Origin of the sequence: Streptosporangium sp. NBC_01469, from assembly GCF_036227305.1 — a bacterium.
GTDB lineage: Bacteria > Actinomycetota > Actinomycetes > Streptosporangiales > Streptosporangiaceae > Streptosporangium.
Genome location: NZ_CP109465.1, coordinates 1227511 through 1243889 on the forward strand (window position 1 = coordinate 1227511; position 16379 = coordinate 1243889).

Annotated in this window: 16 protein-coding genes; 9 read left to right on the forward strand and 7 right to left on the reverse strand. The window is 70.4% G+C overall.

What is annotated here, in order from left to right:
* The first annotated feature begins 69 nt into the window (after positions 1-69).
* The 6 genes from OG587_RS05550 to OG587_RS05575 all read left to right on the forward strand — a co-directional run bounded on the left by OG587_RS05550 (position 70) and on the right by OG587_RS05575 (position 4720).
* Positions 70-846, forward strand: coding sequence for an SDR family NAD(P)-dependent oxidoreductase (locus OG587_RS05550; protein ID WP_329087485.1), 777 nt, complete (start codon positions 70-72; stop codon positions 844-846).
* Positions 847-1087: 241 nt separating this feature from the next.
* Positions 1088-1846, forward strand: coding sequence for an IclR family transcriptional regulator (locus OG587_RS05555; RefSeq protein ID WP_329087486.1), 759 nt, complete (start codon positions 1088-1090; stop codon positions 1844-1846).
* Positions 1847-1963: 117 nt separating this feature from the next.
* Positions 1964-2677 (forward strand): dienelactone hydrolase family protein, encoded by a 714-nt coding sequence (locus tag OG587_RS05560; protein WP_329087488.1) that lies wholly within the window; start codon positions 1964-1966, stop codon positions 2675-2677.
* A 240-nt stretch (positions 2678-2917) separates the two neighbouring features.
* The gene (locus tag OG587_RS05565) at positions 2918-3460 is read left to right on the forward strand and encodes a VanZ family protein (RefSeq protein WP_329087490.1); all 543 of its coding nucleotides are present in this window, start codon (positions 2918-2920) and stop codon (positions 3458-3460) included.
* A 150-nt stretch (positions 3461-3610) separates the two neighbouring features.
* A complete protein-coding gene (locus tag OG587_RS05570) occupies positions 3611-4363 on the forward strand; it encodes a GntR family transcriptional regulator (RefSeq protein WP_329087492.1) in 753 nt (250 codons plus the stop codon).
* 126 nt (positions 4364-4489) lie between these two features.
* Positions 4490-4720 carry a hypothetical protein gene (locus tag OG587_RS05575; RefSeq protein ID WP_329087493.1) on the forward strand — a complete coding sequence of 77 codons (231 nt, stop codon included), beginning with the start codon at positions 4490-4492 and terminating at the stop codon, positions 4718-4720.
* Positions 4721-5008: 288 nt separating this feature from the next.
* Here the strand turns inward: OG587_RS05575 and OG587_RS05580 are convergent, their stop codons facing one another.
* On the reverse strand, positions 5009-6343 hold the full coding sequence (locus OG587_RS05580) for a hypothetical protein (RefSeq protein ID WP_329087495.1): 1335 nt from the start codon (positions 6341-6343) through the stop codon (positions 5009-5011).
* Between the two features lie 140 nt (positions 6344-6483).
* On the opposite strand from OG587_RS05580, the gene OG587_RS05585 reads away from it, so the two are divergent.
* Together OG587_RS05585 and OG587_RS05590 are read left to right on the forward strand one after the other, a co-directional pair.
* The gene (locus tag OG587_RS05585) at positions 6484-7026 is read left to right on the forward strand and encodes a gamma carbonic anhydrase family protein (protein WP_329087497.1); all 543 of its coding nucleotides are present in this window, start codon (positions 6484-6486) and stop codon (positions 7024-7026) included.
* Positions 7027-7396: 370 nt separating this feature from the next.
* Positions 7397-8740, forward strand: coding sequence for a hypothetical protein (locus OG587_RS05590; protein ID WP_329087499.1), 1344 nt, complete (start codon positions 7397-7399; stop codon positions 8738-8740).
* A gap of 485 nt (positions 8741-9225) precedes the next feature.
* On the opposite strand, the gene OG587_RS05595 is transcribed toward OG587_RS05590, so the two are convergent.
* The 6 genes from OG587_RS05595 to OG587_RS05620 all read right to left on the reverse strand — a co-directional run bounded on the left by OG587_RS05595 (position 9226) and on the right by OG587_RS05620 (position 15435).
* Positions 9226-9507 (reverse strand): metal-sensitive transcriptional regulator, encoded by a 282-nt coding sequence (locus tag OG587_RS05595; protein ID WP_329087501.1) that lies wholly within the window; start codon positions 9505-9507, stop codon positions 9226-9228.
* Between the two features lie 18 nt (positions 9508-9525).
* Positions 9526-10602 carry a glycosyltransferase gene (locus OG587_RS05600; RefSeq protein ID WP_329087503.1) on the reverse strand — a complete coding sequence of 359 codons (1077 nt, stop codon included), beginning with the start codon at positions 10600-10602 and terminating at the stop codon, positions 9526-9528.
* Positions 10599-11393 (reverse strand): hypothetical protein, encoded by a 795-nt coding sequence (locus OG587_RS05605; RefSeq protein ID WP_329093746.1) that lies wholly within the window; start codon positions 11391-11393, stop codon positions 10599-10601. The genes OG587_RS05600 and OG587_RS05605 overlap by 4 nt, the downstream gene beginning before the upstream one ends.
* A 167-nt stretch (positions 11394-11560) precedes the next feature.
* The gene (locus OG587_RS05610; protein ID WP_329087505.1) at positions 11561-13711 is read right to left on the reverse strand and encodes a heterodisulfide reductase-related iron-sulfur binding cluster; all 2151 of its coding nucleotides are present in this window, start codon (positions 13709-13711) and stop codon (positions 11561-11563) included.
* A gap of 285 nt (positions 13712-13996) precedes the next feature.
* Positions 13997-14629: a TetR/AcrR family transcriptional regulator gene (locus OG587_RS05615; RefSeq protein ID WP_329087506.1), complete on the reverse strand. Its 633-nt coding sequence runs from the start codon at positions 14627-14629 to the stop codon at positions 13997-13999.
* Positions 14626-15435 (reverse strand): sugar phosphate isomerase/epimerase family protein, encoded by an 810-nt coding sequence (locus OG587_RS05620; protein ID WP_329087508.1) that lies wholly within the window; start codon positions 15433-15435, stop codon positions 14626-14628. The genes OG587_RS05615 and OG587_RS05620 overlap by 4 nt, the downstream gene beginning before the upstream one ends.
* 162 nt (positions 15436-15597) lie before the next feature.
* Between OG587_RS05620 and OG587_RS05625 the strand changes: the two genes are divergently transcribed.
* Complete coding sequence (locus tag OG587_RS05625) at positions 15598-16296, forward strand: class I SAM-dependent methyltransferase (RefSeq protein ID WP_329087510.1); 699 nt, start codon at positions 15598-15600, stop codon at positions 16294-16296.
* Positions 16297-16379: the final 83 nt, after the last annotated feature.

Below are 16379 nucleotides of genomic sequence, written 5' to 3' on the forward strand. Positions count from 1 at the left end.
TGCTGGATGCTCGAAGTGTCGGCTTGGACGGCCACTCATGGAAGGCCACCGAGATGCGAGGAGTGCGTGGTGACCGATCTCAGCGGGATGATCGCGGTGGTGACCGGAGGTTCGTCGGGAATCGGTGAGGCCACCGTACGGCGGCTGATCGCCGATGGCGCGTACGTGGTCTCCGGCGATCTGATGCGGGCCGCCGACCACCCGCCGGAGCTCCACCACGTGGACCTCGACCTGACCGACCCCGAGGCGGGAACGACTCTGGTCGGCGCCACGCTGGACCGTTTCGGCCGGCTCGACATCCTCGTCAACAACGTCGGCATCGCACCCACGCGGCCCTCGTTCGTGGGCACGACCGACGACGACTGGGCGACGACGTGGAGCGTCAACGTCATGAGCGCGGTGCGCGTCTCCCGAGCCGCTCTTCCCTCGCTGAAGGCGTCACAGCGCGGCTCGGTGGTGTTCGTCGCGTCGACCACGGGCCGGACTCCCGACCCGTACTTCGTCGACTACGCCGTCACGAAGGCCGGCCTGGTGACGCTGGCGAAGACGCTGGCGGAGGAGTTCGGCCCGCACGGCGTGAGAATCAACTCGGTGTCGCCGGGGTCCATCCGCACCCCGCTGTGGGATCAGCCCGGCGGGTTCGTGGACGATCTCTCGGCCCGTCTCGGCCTTCCTCGCGAGGAGGCCGTCCAGAAGTTCGTCCGCTCTGAGCGGAGGATCAGTCTCGGGCGCCCCGGACATGCCGCCGAGGTCGCCTCGGCCATCTCGTTCCTGGTGTCCGACGACGCTTCGTACATCACCGGAATAGACCTGGTCGTCGACGGCGGCTCGACGAAGTCGGTGTAGTGACCGATGGGCGCTCCGAGGCGAGCGCCCGGACGACGCCGGCGAGACGGCGCGTCCGGACGGCACGCCCGGCCCCCCGCGACGTACGGGTACCAGGGGCCGTACGGGTACCAGGGGCGCTCAAAGGCCATCGGCGGCGACGGGTACCAGGTGGCACGCTCAGAGTCACCGGCGGCGCTGGGGGTGCTGGGGGTGCTGGGGGTGCTGGGGGTATGGAGTCGCGAGCGGCTCGTCGGCAAGAATGCGTTCCGTGAAACGGAACCCCGACCGGCTGTCCGTGCTGGAGAAATCCTGGCTCGTACTCGACGCGTTCCGTCCCACGGGAGGACCGCTGCGCCTGGCCGACGTCGCCGAGCGCTGCCACCTGCCCAAGACCACCGCCTTCCGGCTGCTCACCGAGCTGACCGCGATCGGCGCGATCACCCGCCGCCCGGACGGCTACCATCTCGGCCGCCGCCTCTTCGAACTGGGGAGCATCGTGCCCCTGGAGCGCGACCTGGGACACGCGGCGCTGCCCTTCATGCACGACCTTCACGAGGCGACCCACGAGACCGTCCACCTGGGCGTGCGCGACGGCCTCGACGTCGTCTACGTCGAGAGGATCCTCGGCCGGGAGACCTTCGCCCTGCCCTCGCACGTCGGCGGGCGCCTCCCGCTCACCTGTACCGGGATCGGCAAGGCCCTGCTCGCCTACTCCGGGCCCGGCCTGATCGACGAGGTCCTCGGCCGCCCGCTGCGCCGGTTGACCCCACACTCGATCGTCGACCCCCGGCGCCTGGAGGAGGCCATCGGCCAGATCCAGGCGGCGGGGCTGGCCTACGATCGGGAGGAGGCCCAGCTGGGCGGTGCCTGCGTCGCGGCCCCGGTGTTCGGCGGCGGCGTGGCCGTGGCCGCGCTGTCCGTCTCGGTGCCGCTGGCCCGCTTCCAGCCCACCCGGCTGGCCCCGGCCGTCAAGGCCGCCGCCCTGGGCATCTCCCGCGCCCTGGCCAGGACCGTCTGACGGGCGGACCTTACGCCCGTTCGCACATCTGTCCGCGTTCGACGGGTATGCGGTTCACTGCTCGTACGTCGTCACACGTCGGCAGTCGCCACGTCAGCAGCCAGCAGGAGGATCCCCGTGGAAGCTCGCACCGAGACGGTCACCGTCGCCGACGGCTCGTTCGACCTGCATCTGTGGCTGCCCCCGAGCGGCCGGGGCCCGGTCGTCCTGCTGATCCAGGAGATCTACGGGGTCGGACCGTACATCAGGCGGGTCGCCGAGGACCTGGCCGCGCTCGGGTACGTCGTCGGCGCCCCCGACCTGTTCTGGCGGCTGCGGCCCAACTGGGTGTCCGCCCACGACGAGGCCGGGACGGCCCTGTCGATCGAGATGGGCTCCAGGTTCGACGTCCCCCACGGGGTGGCCGACTCGGCCGTGGCCCTGGCGCACCTGCGTGAGCTGCCCGAGGCGGAGGGCGGGGCCGGGGTGGTCGGATTCTGCCTGGGAGGCTCGATCGGCTACCTCCTCGCGGCCACGGTCGAGGTGGGCGCGGTCCTGTCGTTCTACGGATCCGCCGTACCCGACGCCGCGGGCATGATGGAGAAGATCACCTGCCCGCTGCTGCTCGTGTTCGGCGGATCCGACCCCTACATCCCGCGGGAGCGGGTCTCCGTGGTGGAGAAGGCCGCGGCCGGGCGCTCGAACGTCGAGGTGTACGTCGCCGAGGCGGCCGGGCACGCCTTCCACAACCACGAGGCCCCGCAGTTCCACGATCCGGAGGCCGCGCGGGCCGCCTGGGACCGGGCCGTGCACTTCCTCGGGCGCAACCTCGCCCCGGCCTCCCTGCCCTGAGGCGCCTCACTCCCAGGTTCCCGCCCTCCGCACCCGCGGCGGGGCTCCGGCCGCAGAGCTCTGTCCGGGGAGCTCCGGCCGCAGGGCTCCGGCCGGGGCGGATCCCCCGGGGTGCTCCTCCTCCGCGTCCGGGTGCCCCTCCACCGCTCACGGGAGTGAAGAACGACCCTTGCCTGGAGGTCACCTTCTCGTAACCTCGAAGGCCGCCCGGCGGGGCTCCGCGCACCACATCATTGCCTCATGCACCAGGCGTGGCAGCAGTGGGGGAATGTCGTTCTGGCGGCCTTGGCGGCGGTCCCCGCGGTCGTTTTGGCCGTCCATCTGCTGGCCCTCCGCCGCACCCGCGCCGGTCACCCTTTCCCCGTGCGCACCGCCCTGGCCGACGTGGTCGCGGTGGCCGGGACCGTGCCCTGGATCTGGATGATCCTCACCCCCGGAGCGGGGCTCTCAGACGTCAGCCTCATCCCTTTCGCGGACCTGTGGGCGACCCTTCACGGGCCGGGGCAGGCGGCGTTCGTGCAGGTCGGAGGGAATCTCCTGGTCTTCGCCGCGCTCGGGGCCATGCTCCCCGTCCGTTCGGCGCGGTTCGCCTCACTCACCCGGATCGCGGCCGTGGCGGCCGGGGCGTCGCTCACCGTGGAGGTCCTCCAGTACGCCCTGCGTCTGGGACGGATCAGCTCCGTCGACGACGTGATCGTCAACGCGGCGGGGGCCGTGTCGGCCGCCCTCGTCACGCGCCGGTGGTGGGCCGCCCGAATACCGGTCGGGACCGTTCCACGGTAACGGACCGGGAAAACTCTTTAAGATCGCCACACGGGCACGATCCTCCCAAAAGAAGCACGATACCAACCTCCGTATCTGTGCGATCGTGGACAAGGCGGGGCAAGTTCTCTGGAGACGCCAAACCCGGTTGGTGACAGAGGGTGATCGAACGTGCAGCAGTCCCCGGTACCTCCCGAGCCCCCGATCTATCGGCGCATCGCCGACGGGCTTCGCGAAGCGATCCTGTCCGGCGATCTCCGAGACGGGGATCGGCTTCCGGGCGAGAACGCCCTGATGGCGAGGCACGGCATAGCCCGTGCCACCGCCAGGCAGGCACTGTCCGTACTAATCAACGAAGGACTGGCCGTCCCCAAACGCGGCTCGGGGGTGTACGTCAGGCAGTTCCGCCCCATCAGGCGGCACGGCTCCCGGCGGCTCTCCCGCGACCAGTGGGGACGCGGCGAGGCCATCTGGGACTCCGACACCAGGGGTCGCCCCTACACCGTGGACGAGGTGGACATCGACCGGGAGACCGCCGAGGACGCCGTGGCCCGGGTGCTGGGCAGCCCCGAGGTATGGGTCCGCAGGCGGCGCTACTCGGTGGACGAGCGGCCGGTGCAACTGTCGGTCTCCCACTTCCCCGCCGCCCTGGTGGACGGAACCGCGATCACGAGAGAGGACACGGGTCCAGGAGGCGTCTACGCGCGCCTCGGCGAGCTCGGCCACGCCCCGGCGCACTTCACCGAGGAGATCCGGGCCCGCATGCCCCACCCCCACGAGACCGTCCAGCTCGACCTGCCCGCGGGCACCCCGGTCATCGTGATCGCCCGGGTCGCCCGCACCGCCGACGGCGTCGCCGTCGAGGTCAACGAGATGATCCTCGATGCCGCCTCTTACGTACTTCAGTACGACTTCGACTCATAGATCAAGACCATCCGTCAACCGATAGGTTGACCTGTCCCCCGCGATCATTGATTTCTCTAGAGAAGTGCCTCACCGTCAGAGGTGGAACGTCGCAAAGACGGGCCTGGGCGCGGGGAAGGTGCACAGATGTCTTTCGACCGACATCTCGCTGAAATCGCCCGGGAGTTCCCCGACTGGACGATCTGGCGGAGCGACGCGGGCAGGTGGTGGGCGACCCGCCACCACCCGCTGACCTCCGCCCAGCGTGACGTCGGCTGCGCGATGACCATCGACGCGGACGATCCGGAAGGGCTGCGTGAGCAGCTACTCGACCAGCAGGAACGTTCCGGCGGCACGACGCCGGGGACGGACACCTGAAGACCGCCCGGTGCCGGGGTGAGCGGATCCGATGCGGTCCCGGCGCCGGGCCCCCAATCGCGGAAGTCCCCGACCCTATCGGGGGCGGGGGCTTCCGCTTGATCTCCGGCCACCGTGACGCGCGACGTCTCCACGGCCGCGCGAATCCGCTCACGGCCCCCGGAGAAGGGATTCCGCACGGCGTCTCCACAGCCGCGCGAGCCCGCTGCACGCTCTCCGGAGGAGGGGACCGCGCGACGTCTCCACGGCCGCGCGAGCCCGCCTCACGGTCTCCGGGGGCGGGGTCTCCTACTTCCGCCTGGGGGCGGCGTACTTCTCCTCGTCCTCATCGGCCTTCCCCGCGGCCTGGCCGAGGTCGGTGTCGGTGGCGAGGTCGGCGGCAGTGTCGTCGGCGTCGTCGGCGTCGTCGTACACCTCGACATGCATCTCATCGGAACGGTCGTCGTCCCGGCCACGCCGCTCGGCCGCGCCCCTGGCGGGGGCGTCGTCGTCCACGATCACCCGTACGGACTCCAGGTCGGGCGAGTCGTCGAACCCGGTGTCCCGCACGCCCTCGGGCTCGTCCTCGGCTTCGGCGTGCCGAACGTGCCCGCTCTGTCCCGACGGTGCCTCGGCACCGTCGGGGGCGACGGCGTCCGCCGCGCCGGGTGCGCCCTGGACGTCGTCGGGAGCCTCCGCGGAGGCGGGACCGGAGTCGGAGGGGACGGGATCGGGAACGGCGACGGGGGCGGCCAGCGCGGGCTGCACGCGGGCCGGGGGCAGCACGGAGCCCTCGTCGATCAGTGGCCCGGCCGCACCCTCGCGATGCAGCAGGTCGCCCAGAACGGCGCCCATCTCGTGCAGGCGACGCATGACCTCGTGGTGGGTATCGGTGAGGTAGACGACCCGGCGGCCGGTGGTCTCGTCCAGGGCGGCGGCGCGCTGCTGGGCCGTCGACAGGGTGGAGTGCGCGTCGGTGTTGGCGGCCAGGACGGTCGCCTCCGCCTCGGCGCGGGCGGCGCTCAGCGTGGAGTCGGCCTCGGCACGGGCCTCCTGCACCGTCCGCTCGGCCTCGTTCCTCGCCGAGGTGACCATCCGGTCGGCCTCGGTGCGGGCGCTGCGCAGCGTCTCCTCGGACTCGGCACGGGCCGCGTTGAGCGTCTCCTCGGCGTCGTTGCCGGCCTGGGAGAGCATCTGCTCGGCGGCCGCGGTGGCCTCGGCCACCCGGCGCTCGGCCTCCTGCTGCGCGGCGTTCAGTATGCCCTCGGCCCGATCCCGCGCGGAGGTGATCAGTCGTTCGGCCTCCATCGCCGCGTCGTCGCGGAGCTTGATCGCCTCGGCTTCGGCGACCTGCTTCTTGGAGGTGGCCTCCTCCTCGCCCAGTTTCAGGATCTGGCTGAGCCGCTGGCCGAGCTCGTCATAGTCCTGCGGGGCGTCGGAAAGCCTTCTGCGGGCCTCGGCGAGCTCGATCCGGCCCTGCTCGGCCTGGTCGATCGCGCGCCCGAGCCGCTCCTCCAGGTCGCGGATCTGGTGGCGGTGGCGGTCCATGTAGTCGTGAACCTGACGACGGCTGTAGCCGCGCATGACGACCTCGAACGAGTCCTCATGCATCAGGTCGGGAAAGCTCTCGTGCTGGTTTGTCATGGCACTGCCCGTGGAGGTTGTGTGGCGGGAAAGGAGACGTCAGGAGACGACTTTCCTGCTTACTGCCCAAGTCCGCAACCGGAACGCCCCACCTGCTTGCGGAAATACCAGACAGATCGCCCCCTCGTAACATCGTCCTCATGAACCCCACGCCCTACATCGCCGCCCTCGACGGCGACGCGATCCCGCGGATCCATCCGGACGCCTACATCGCCCCCGGAGCGGTGGTCGTCGGGAGGGTACGGCTGGGCCGTGCCGCGAACGTCTGGTACGGCTCGGTCCTGCGCGGCGACGACGAGGACGTCGAGGTCGGGGAGGAGTGCAACATCCAGGACCTGTGCTGCCTGCACTCGGACCCGGGCGAGCCGGCCGTGCTGGAGCCCCGGGTGAGCCTCGGGCACAAGGCCATGGTGCACGGGGCCCACGTGGAGACCGGCGCGCTCGTGGGCATCGGCGCGATCGTGCTGGGCGGCGCCAGGATCGGCGCCGGATCGCTGATCGCGGCGGGCGCCCTGGTGGCGCCGGGGAAGCGGATCCCGGCGGGGGTGCTCGTCGCGGGCGTCCCCGGGAAGATCGTCCGTGAGCTCACGGACGACGACCGCGCCTCGTTCGCCCGTACAGCGGCCGGCTACATCGCCAAGGCGGCCCGCCACCGGGCCGCGACCCCCCTCCCACCGGCCTGAGCGGCCCGGACGACCGGACGCCTCCCAGCGCCCCCTGGACGACCTGAACGACTCGGACGACTCGGACGACCTGAACGACCTGAACGACCTCAGCGACCTCAGCGACCGAACACCCGACACACCTGAGCGCCTGAGCGCCTGAGCGCCTGAGCGCCTGAAGATCCAAACGTCCCGAGGCACCCGGATATCCGGGTGCTTCGGGACGTCCCGGTCCCGGGCCCTGGCGGCCCCTCCGGCACCGCGGTGGGAAGGGCCTTACGATCGTGCAAGGCCCGATCGGGGGATCGCGGGGCCTGGTACGACCTTGACCGAAGGGAGGCAGGGGCATCCCGCCCGTGGCGCAGGCCAGGGGTCCTGCCCCGGAATGCCGATGACCGGCATGTGGCAGTGGGACGGGTTCGACGCCATCGAGAACGACGTGCGGACCATGGTCGCCGACCACCGGTGGGCGGCGCTACCGCCGCTCGCGCGCGCCCAGGCCATCGCGCAGCGCACGCTGGCCACCCCGGACGGCGGACGCTGGCTGTTCGGCGCCCACGCCCGGTGGTACCGCCAGGATCCCGCCGACGGCCGCTGGTACCTGACCGCGCCCCCCGCCGACCGGGACTTCCGCGCCGCGGCGCACGTGATCCACGTCACCTCGACGATCATGTCGCACCTGGTACCGACCGGGGCCGACTTCGCCACCGACCGGGGGTCGATCCAGGGGTTCGTCGGCCCCGACGTGCCATACAAGATCACCGAGAGGGTCCGCGAGCTGGTGATCGCCCAGCGTGGCAGGCGCAGGGAGGACTTCCCGATCACCGGGCCGTTCGCCGGGCTCTTCGCCGGGGAGGTGGCCAGCCCCGTCGCCGCGATCTGGGGCACGCTCATGTGGTGCGCCTACGCCCCCGCCTTCGACGGCAACGAGGTGCTGCTGTCGATGTTCGGGGAGTTCCTTGCCCGCCCGCTGCCCGGCGACGAGTGGGTCCGCTGGCTGCCGCCCACCTCGCTGGGCGACCTGGTCGCGTTGTACGGCGAGCGGGTCAGGGCCGGGCACCCGGAGGCGGGCCTGCGGCTGGTCGCGTTGATGGCCGACACCGCCGCCGCGGTGCGTGAGGACCCGAGGTTCAGGCCGAGGGCCGACGCCCTGCTGTCCATGGTCGAGCCGTTGCTCCGCCGGGCCTGCCAGGATCCCGCCGTGGCCCACCAGGGCGACGACGCGGTACGCCACGCGTGGCTTTCGCGCTGCCCGTCCCATATGACGCTGCCCGACGCCTCGCCCGGCGAGCACTTCCAGCACGCGCTCTACGACCTGGTCCAGGCGCTGGACTTCCTCGCCCCGATGGGCGCGGACCCCCGGGCGGTGGCCGCCTCGCTGCTCGCCGCCGACCTGTCGGGCGTCGCGCCCAGGGCGGCCGACGGCCTCTACCCGTGGCTGGATCCCGAGCTGCGGCACATCCTCCACGTGGTGCTCACCGACGCCTCGCACCCGCTGCGGGGGTGCTGGCCGCGCTCGGGCGAGCTGCCCTCGGCACTCCACCCGCCGAACCGTGCCTCGGCGGCGGCCCTGCTCGGCGCCGCCTACGCCACCGGGCTCGCGTGGTGCCGCCTCACCGGAACCGACATACCGGAGCGCGGATTCGCGACGGCCTCGGCGGTCGTGCACCGGCTGACGCACGAGCGCGACGACCCCGTCCCGCCGGTATCGGGGACTTACCCCCGTCACTTCTGACACACCTCAGTATGCTTAAACCACAAATTTAGTTATTTCATCCTTACTCTCCCTATATCCTTCTACGCCCCTACGCATCAGACAATTAGCTGAATTGTGATCTCCTAAACGGGAAATGATCCTCCTTGAGGATGTGACGGGCGGGGCGAGGAATGGTCCCGATGGGCCATGGGCACCGATGACCGCCCGCCGTAACCTCGAAGTGGGTGTGGGCTGCGGAAGGAAGGACGACGCGGTGGGGCACGACGACCTGGACTCTAGGGTCCACGACCGTGTCGCGTTGGACGAGATCGCGCTCTATGCCGAGGTGCTGTCCGCCGTCGCGATCAGCGAACGGCCCCTCACCTTGGTGGAGCTCGACAACGCGCTCGGATTGAGCGCTTCGGCTGTTTGCTGAAGCCTCGGGAAGAACCGTTTCCAAGACCTGGTCCCGGACCCTCCAACGGGGTCCGGGACGTGGTCGGAAAAGATAGTCATGTGACTAGTCACGAACGGACGAGACGGGCGATCGCGGCCGACGCCTCCTTGACCTTCTCCTCCGCCTCCGGCCCCCCGGTGTTGATGGCGTCGGCGACGCAGTGCCCGATGTGGTCCTCCAGCAGGCCGAGCGCCACCGCCTGGAGCGCCCGGGTGGCGGCCGAGACCTGGGTCAGCACGTCGATGCAGTAGGAATCCTCTTCGACCATCCGCTGCAGGCCCCTGATCTGCCCCTCGATGCGCCGCAACCGGGTCAGATAAGCCTGCTTGTCACCGCTGTACCCATGCATGTCCCAACGGTACCGGTGTCAGGCGCGGCGGGATGTGGCCGCGATCAGTTTCTCCCAGCGGTCTGCCACCGAGGACGCGCCGTGACCCGCCGCGACCTCCAGGGCGCCCGCGGCCAGCTCCCGCCGCCGCCGCTCGTCGTCGATGAGCGCGAGCAGCGCGGACGCGTACGCCTCGATCTCGCCGTCCCCCTCGGCGACCAGCACCCCGTTCCGCCCGTCGGCCACGAACTCACCCGGCCCCCGGGGGCTGTCGAACGCGATCACCGGCACCCCGCTGGCCATCGCCTCGATCACGGTCATCCCGAGCACCTCCGTCCTGGAGGTCGTCGCCACGATCGACGCCTTGGCGAACTCGCCGGTCAGGTCGGAGGTCGTCCCCATGAAGTAGACGTGGTTGTGCAGGTCGAGGTCGCCGACCAGGGCGCGCAGGCGCTTCTCCTCCGGGCCTCCGCCGTACAGGCGCAGCCGCCAGTCGGGGCGCTTGCCCGCGACGACGGCGAACGCGCGGATCAGCCGCTCGTGGGCCTTGCCCGGCACCAGGCGCCCTCCCGCGGCGACGATGCGGTTGTCCATCCGCGAGCGCGGCCACGGCCCGGCGGGCAGCGCGTCCGGGATCACGCTGACCGGCACGTTCCCGCCCAGCAGGTGGTCCCACTCCCGCCGGCCCGTCTCGGTGGCGGTGACGACCGCGTCCAGGCGCGGGTAGAACTTCCTGATCGGCCCCGGCACCGGCGGCCGGCCCCACTCGCGGGCGATCCGCGTGACGTCGCGCGGCACGTGCCTGGCCGCCTGGACGCCCAGGCCGGGCCGGGTGCTGATGAGCACGTCGGCCCGCAGCGCGCGCAGCCGCCGCCAGAGGGCGACCTCGGTGCGCATCTGGCCCCGCGGGAGCAGGTACCTGACCCCCGGCTGGGCGTCGACCACCCAGGAGAGCGTCACGCCGGACGCCACCGGGAAGAACGGTTTCTCCCGGTGGCGGCGGACGCTGATGATCTCGACCTCGTGACGTTCTGCCAGCTCTCCCGCGAGGTTGACGATCGAGCGGACGTCACCGCGCATGCTGTAGACGGAGGGGGTGAGCAGGCAGATCCTCACCCGCCGACCTCGATCCTGAGCTCGTCGTCCGCCGTGTAGCAGGGCCGGATCGGCACCCCGTCGATCTGCGCCGCGGGATAGTGCAGGCGGCGGCGCTTGCCGTCGACGTCGTCCAGCCGGGAGCCCAGCCGGAGTGGCGTGGCCACGCCGCGCACCTCCAGCGAGGGTTCCCAGGTGCCGGTCTGGTCGGGAGCGGCGGCGAGCACGTCGCACAGCGAGAGCGCCGCGTGGAAGCGCACGCCCTGGACCGTTGCAACGGCGGTCAGCTCGGCGTCGGGCCGGCTGCGGCGCAGGGCGAGCCTCGCCTCGTGCCGCTCCTCGTCGTCGTCGAGGCCGGTGAAGGCCAGCAGCCCGGTGACCTCGAAGCGCCCCTCCCTGAACCAGACGGAACGAACCTCCGCCGCCGGCTGGGCGTCATCGACCTTCAGGGCCAGGAAGCCGTTGCGGGTCCGGTAGGCGCGGTAGGCCAGCGTGCGGCGGCTCAGCGCGTACGCGTCGAGGTGGTCGAGGGAGAATCCGGGATCGACACTGCGCAGCCGCGTACGCGCCGTGCCCTGTTGCAGGTAGGTGTCCCAGCGGCCGGGACCGAGCGCGAGCGGCGCGAGCGAGACCGCCAGCTCCGCCTCGCGCATTTGCACGTCCGGAGTGCCCAGCGGCACCCGGCTCTCGACCGAGGTGGCCCGGTTACGCAGGACCAGTTCGGTGCCGTCGGCCAGAGGCTCGTCGACGGCCAGCCGAAGTGAGAGAACATCGGCCAGGGTAACCTCGGCATCGCTGACGACGACGGGCATCGTCAAGCCCCCTCCCCGTTGAATGAGCTACGCGACGTTGAGGTTACCGTGATTTTCCCGTTATGTGGAGAAAGGTTTTCGGACCTGACGTCCTTTTCCCATTGACTTGACCATATGTCAGAAGGGGAATCGGGAAGATCTCCCTTCTGACGATGATCGACCGGATGTCAGGGCGCCTCGACGGGCCGACCCTTGATCGACTTGATCAGCAGCTGGGCGACGTCGACGACCTCCAGCGTCTCCTTGGCCTCGCCCGTGCTCTTCTTCTCGTTGATCGAGTCACCCAGCATGACCAGGCAGAACGGGCACGCCGTGGAGATGGTGTCCGGCTCGGTGGTCAGCGCCTCGTCCACGCGCTCGGTGTTGATGCGCTTGCCGAGCCGCTCCTCCATCCACATCCGCGCGCCGCCGGCGCCGCAGCAGAAGCCGCGGTCCTTGTGGCGGTGCATCTCCTGGGTCCTCACCCCGGGCACCTTCGCCATGATGTCGCGGGGCTGGGAGTAGACCTTGTTGTGGCGGCCGAGGAAGCACGGGTCGTGGTAAGTGATCTTCTCCTCGATCGGCGTGACCGGGACCAGCCTTCCCTCGTCCACGAGCTTGGCCAGCAGCTGGGTGTGGTGCACCACCTCGTAGGTGCCGCCCAGCTGGGGATACTCGTTGGCGAGGGTGTTGAAGCAGTGCGGGCAGGTCGCGACGATCTTCTTGACCCCGGCCTCGTTCAGGGTCTCGATGTTCTGCTTGGCCAGCATGTCGAAGAGATACTCCATGCCCAGGCGGCGGGCCGGGTCGCCGGTGCACGCCTCCATCGGGCCGAGCACCGCGAACGTGACCCCCGCGACGTGCAGCAGCTCCGCGACCGCCTTGGTGGTCTTCTTCGCCCGGTCCTCCAGGGCCCCGGCGCAGCCGACCCAGAAAAGATATTCGACATCTTCGCCTATTTTTTCATCGACGAGCTGGATCTCGATGGGATCGACCTCGCGCCCGGCCAGCTCCTCGATCCAGTCGGCCCGCTTCATCTCGGACATCCCCCAGGGGTTGCCCTTGTTCTCCAGGTTCTTGACCATGACGCCGGCCTCGGACGGGAAGTTGGACTCCACCATCGCCTGGTAACGGCGCATGTCGAGGATGTGGTCGATGTGCTCGATGTCGACCGGGCACTGCTCGACGCAGGCGCCGCAGTTGGTGCAGGACCACAGCACGTCGGGGTGGATGACGCCGTCCTCGCCGACCAGCGGCTTGTCCAGCAGGGCCAGCACGTCCTCGTGGAAGCCCGCGCGCTGCTCCTCGGTGGCCGCCAGGTACGGCGCGATCTTGAAGGCGTGGTCGCGCTGATCGAGGATGAGCATCTTCGGCGACAGCGGCTTGTCGGTGTTCCAGGCCGGGCACTGGTCCTGGCAGCGTCCGCACTCGGTGCAGGTGTAGAAGTCGAGGAAACCCTTCCAGTTGGTGTCCTCGACCTTGCCCCGGCCGAGCCTGTCACCGTCGAGCTCCTCGTCCTCGAAGTCGACGACCTTGCCGTCGATCCGCATCGGCTGGGCCGGGCCGTTGCCGTCGGGACGCCGGGAGAACGCCACGTTCAGCGGCGCGGTGAAGATGTGCAGGTGCTTGGAGTTCACCACGATCACGAGGAACACCAGCATGACGCCGATGTGCAGGAGCAGCCCGACGTGTTCGAGCATCTCGTTGGCCGAGGGGCCCAGCGGGCGCAGCAGGGCGGCGGCCGCGTCGGAGGCGAACGCCCCCGAGGCGTACGGCAGGTTGCCGGTGTTGGCCGCCGCGCCGCGGAAGAGGAACATCGTCCAGATCACGTTGAAGATCATGAAGAGGACGAGCCAGGCACCGCCGAGGTGCGACCCGGAGAAGCGAGACCTGCGGCCCAGCTTCTTCGGCGAGTTCCTGACCCTGATGACCGCGAAGGCGATGAGGCCGAACAGGGCCGCGACCGCGATGAAGTCCTGCAGGAAGCCCAGGATCGCCCACGTCCCGACGAGCGGGATGTGGAAGTCGGGGGTGCCGGTGACGGCCCCCTGGATCAGCGCGCCGTACGCCTCCAGATAGACGGTCGCCAGGATGAAGAACGCCCACATGACGAAGAAGTGCGCGACGCCCGAGGCCGTCCACTTCAGCAGCTTCCGCTGCCCGAACACCTCCACCAGCTGGGCCTTGATCTCCTCACCCAGGTGAGTCCTGGCGTACTCGACGCGTTCGGGCGCGGGGGGCCCGACGGTGGCGAGCCTGTACAGGAACAACACGCGGCGCGCGGCAAGCGCGACCGCGACGGCTGTCATGACCAGCCCGATGATCGCTACCCAGAGCACGGGTCCTCCCACAGACGGCGTTGGCTGCCAGCGTACGACCGCCGGTCATCCAGGATGACAAGAGGTCCCCACCAATCCTACCGACGAGTAACTTCCCTTCGCACCGGGACCCGCGGCGACCGCGATCACCCTATGGTCAACACCATTCCCAGAACAATGCTCTGCACGCCTCCGGGTGGCGCCGAAGTGGCCGGCGGGACGCGACAGGATATCGGGACGGCCGACGCATGACGCGCTATCACGGGATATAGCGCGATATGGCGGACCGGGATGTGACCGGGGACGCTATCGAGGCGGGCCGAGATAGCCCTGGATCGTGGGGGTGAGCAGTTTCACCAGCTCCTCGATGCTCACCGAGGCCAGTGGCTCCAGCTCGAGGACGTAGCGGACCAGGACCACGCCGAACATCTGCGCGAACGCCGCCTCCACCCGGATCGGCGGGACGTCCAGGGCCTCCGCGACCCGGTTGAGGAGCGCCCCGGTCATGAACTCGCGGATCGTGACGACCATCCGCTCGTTGGTCATCGCGGTGCGGACCAGCGCCAGCACCGGCTGGCGCTGGTCCGCCTCCGAGGTGATCGTCAGGATGAGCCTGACCAGCCGTTCGCCGGCCTCCTCGCGGGGCCCCGTCGTGATCGCCGCGAGGATGATGTCGGGGTTGATCGGCAGCTCCATCGCCTCGACGAACATCCCCTCCTTGCCGGAGAAGTAGTGGTGGACCAGCGCGGGATCCACCCCCGCCTGCCGGGCGATGCCCCGGATGGTCGCCTTGTCGAACCCCTTCTCCGCGAAGGTCTCACGCGCCGCCGCGAGGATCTGCCCCCGCGTGTCGGCCGACCCCGGCCTGCGCCCCGGACGCCTCCTGGCCTCCGCGGCGGACCCGTTCCCGGACGGGGTGCCCACGGCGGGATCGCTCATGCGGGGGTGGAGGCGGCGAGGTGCAGCCGGGCGAAGGCCAGCGCCTCCGCGAGGTCGTCGATCCGCTCGGAGCGGCTGGCCGCCCTGCGCGTGTTGATCTCCAACACGACCAGCCCGGAGTATCCGTTGCCCGCCATCCGCTCCAGGATCGGCGCGCACGGCTGGCCACCCCGCCCGGGAACCAGGTGCTCGTCCTTGTTCGGCACCCCCACGCCGTCGGCCAGGTGCAGGTGGGCGAGCCGGTCGCCGAGCTTGGTGAACATCTCCAGGGCGTCGGACCCGGACACCGCCGTGTGCGACAGGTCCAGCGTGACCTGCGGGAAGTCGTAGTCGACCGGGTTCCAGTCGGGGGAGTAGGGGACGACCTCGTTGCCCCTGGCCTTCAGCGGGAACATGTTCTCCACCGCGAAGACCACGTCGGTCTCCTCACGCATCCTGGCCAGGCCGACCTCGAAGTCGCGCGCGTAGTCGCGCTGCCAGCGGAACGGGGGATGCACCACGACCGTCCTGGCGCCGACCCGCTCGGCGGCGCGCTGCGCGCGCTGGAGCTTGGCCCACGGGTCCTTGCCCCACACGCGCTGCGTCACCAGCAGGCACGGCGCGTGAATGGCCAGGATCGGCAGCTGGTAGTGGTCCGACAACCGCTCCAGGACGTCGACGTCCTGGCTCACGGGGTCGGCGCCCACCATGACCTCCACACCGTCGTACCCCAGGCGCGCGGCCAGTTCGAACGCGTCGGGAGTACGTTCGGGATACACCGACGCGGTGGACAGCGCGATCTTCGCGCTGGATACACGGACGCTCATACCGCTTCCTCGTCTCCGGCTCGGAGCGCGCACTCGCGAACACCGCCGGGCCGACCGGCCCACTCGCTCAAGTCGCTCACCTTTGCCAGCCTAAGCGGGTACGAAGAGCAGTGCTGTCCGCCACCACCGACACGACCGAGATCACACCATTACGGTGAAGGCATGCCGAGGTTCTTGAGGGGCGCCATCCCCAGCCCCAACATCTGGAACGCCCCCCAGACCTACGAGCTGGAGAACCGGGCGGTGGATCCCGAGGGGCGTGCCGAGGCCGCGATGGCGGCCATCCGGTCGTGGACCGGGGCGACGGTCCTCGACATCGGCTGCGGCACCGGCTACCACCTGCCGGCCCTCGCCGCCACCGCCACCCGCGTGATCGGCGCGGAGCCGCACGAGGACCTCGTCCTGCTGGCCAGGCGCCGCTGCCGCACCCTGCGGAACGTCGAGATCCACGCCGCCACCGCCCAGGCCCTCCCGCTGCCCGACGCCTCCGTGGACGTGGCCATCGCCCGCTGGGCGTACTTCTTCGGCCCCGGGTGCGAGCCTGGCCTGGCCGAGCTCTCCCGGGTGATGCGGCGCGGCGGCGCGGCCTTCGTGATCGACATCGACACCACCCGCGGCGCCTTCGGCCGCTGGTTCGGCCAGTCCATCCCCGCGTACTCGGCCAGGTCCGTCGAGAGCTTCTGGAACCGCCAGGGCTGGCAGACGAACAGGCTCGACCTGCGCATGTCCTTCGAGCGCCGCGCCGACCTGGAGGCGGTGCTCCGCATCGAGTTCACCCCCCCGGTCGCCGACCGGGCCATCGCCGAGACCCCCGGCCTGGAGATCGCCTACCCCAACCTGCTGCGCTGGAAGCTTTTCTGAGACCTCCCCCGGACGTCGTCGTACGGGCGGCGGCTCCCGCGGGCCGGCCGGGAACAACCGAACGGGGCTTGACCTTGACGTTG

Coding starts and splice junctions, on each gene's coding strand:
- OG587_RS05555 (WP_329087486.1), top strand. CDS start 1,088: ATGCGTTCCGTGAAACGGAACCCCGACCGGCTGTCCGTGCTGGAGAAA.
- OG587_RS05565 (WP_329087490.1), top strand. CDS start 2,918: ATGCACCAGGCGTGGCAGCAGTGGGGGAATGTCGTTCTGGCGGCCTTG.
- OG587_RS05575 (WP_329087493.1), top strand. CDS start 4,490: ATGTCTTTCGACCGACATCTCGCTGAAATCGCCCGGGAGTTCCCCGAC.
- OG587_RS05580 (WP_329087495.1), bottom strand. CDS start 6,343: ATGACAAACCAGCACGAGAGCTTTCCCGACCTGATGCATGAGGACTCG.
- OG587_RS05585 (WP_329087497.1), top strand. CDS start 6,484: ATGAACCCCACGCCCTACATCGCCGCCCTCGACGGCGACGCGATCCCG.
- OG587_RS05590 (WP_329087499.1), top strand. CDS start 7,397: ATGACCGGCATGTGGCAGTGGGACGGGTTCGACGCCATCGAGAACGAC.
- OG587_RS05595 (WP_329087501.1), bottom strand. CDS start 9,507: ATGCATGGGTACAGCGGTGACAAGCAGGCTTATCTGACCCGGTTGCGG.
- OG587_RS05605 (WP_329093746.1), bottom strand. CDS start 11,393: ATGCCCGTCGTCGTCAGCGATGCCGAGGTTACCCTGGCCGATGTTCTC.
- OG587_RS05615 (WP_329087506.1), bottom strand. CDS start 14,629: ATGAGCGATCCCGCCGTGGGCACCCCGTCCGGGAACGGGTCCGCCGCG.
- OG587_RS05620 (WP_329087508.1), bottom strand. CDS start 15,435: ATGAGCGTCCGTGTATCCAGCGCGAAGATCGCGCTGTCCACCGCGTCG.
- OG587_RS05625 (WP_329087510.1), top strand. CDS start 15,598: ATGCCGAGGTTCTTGAGGGGCGCCATCCCCAGCCCCAACATCTGGAAC.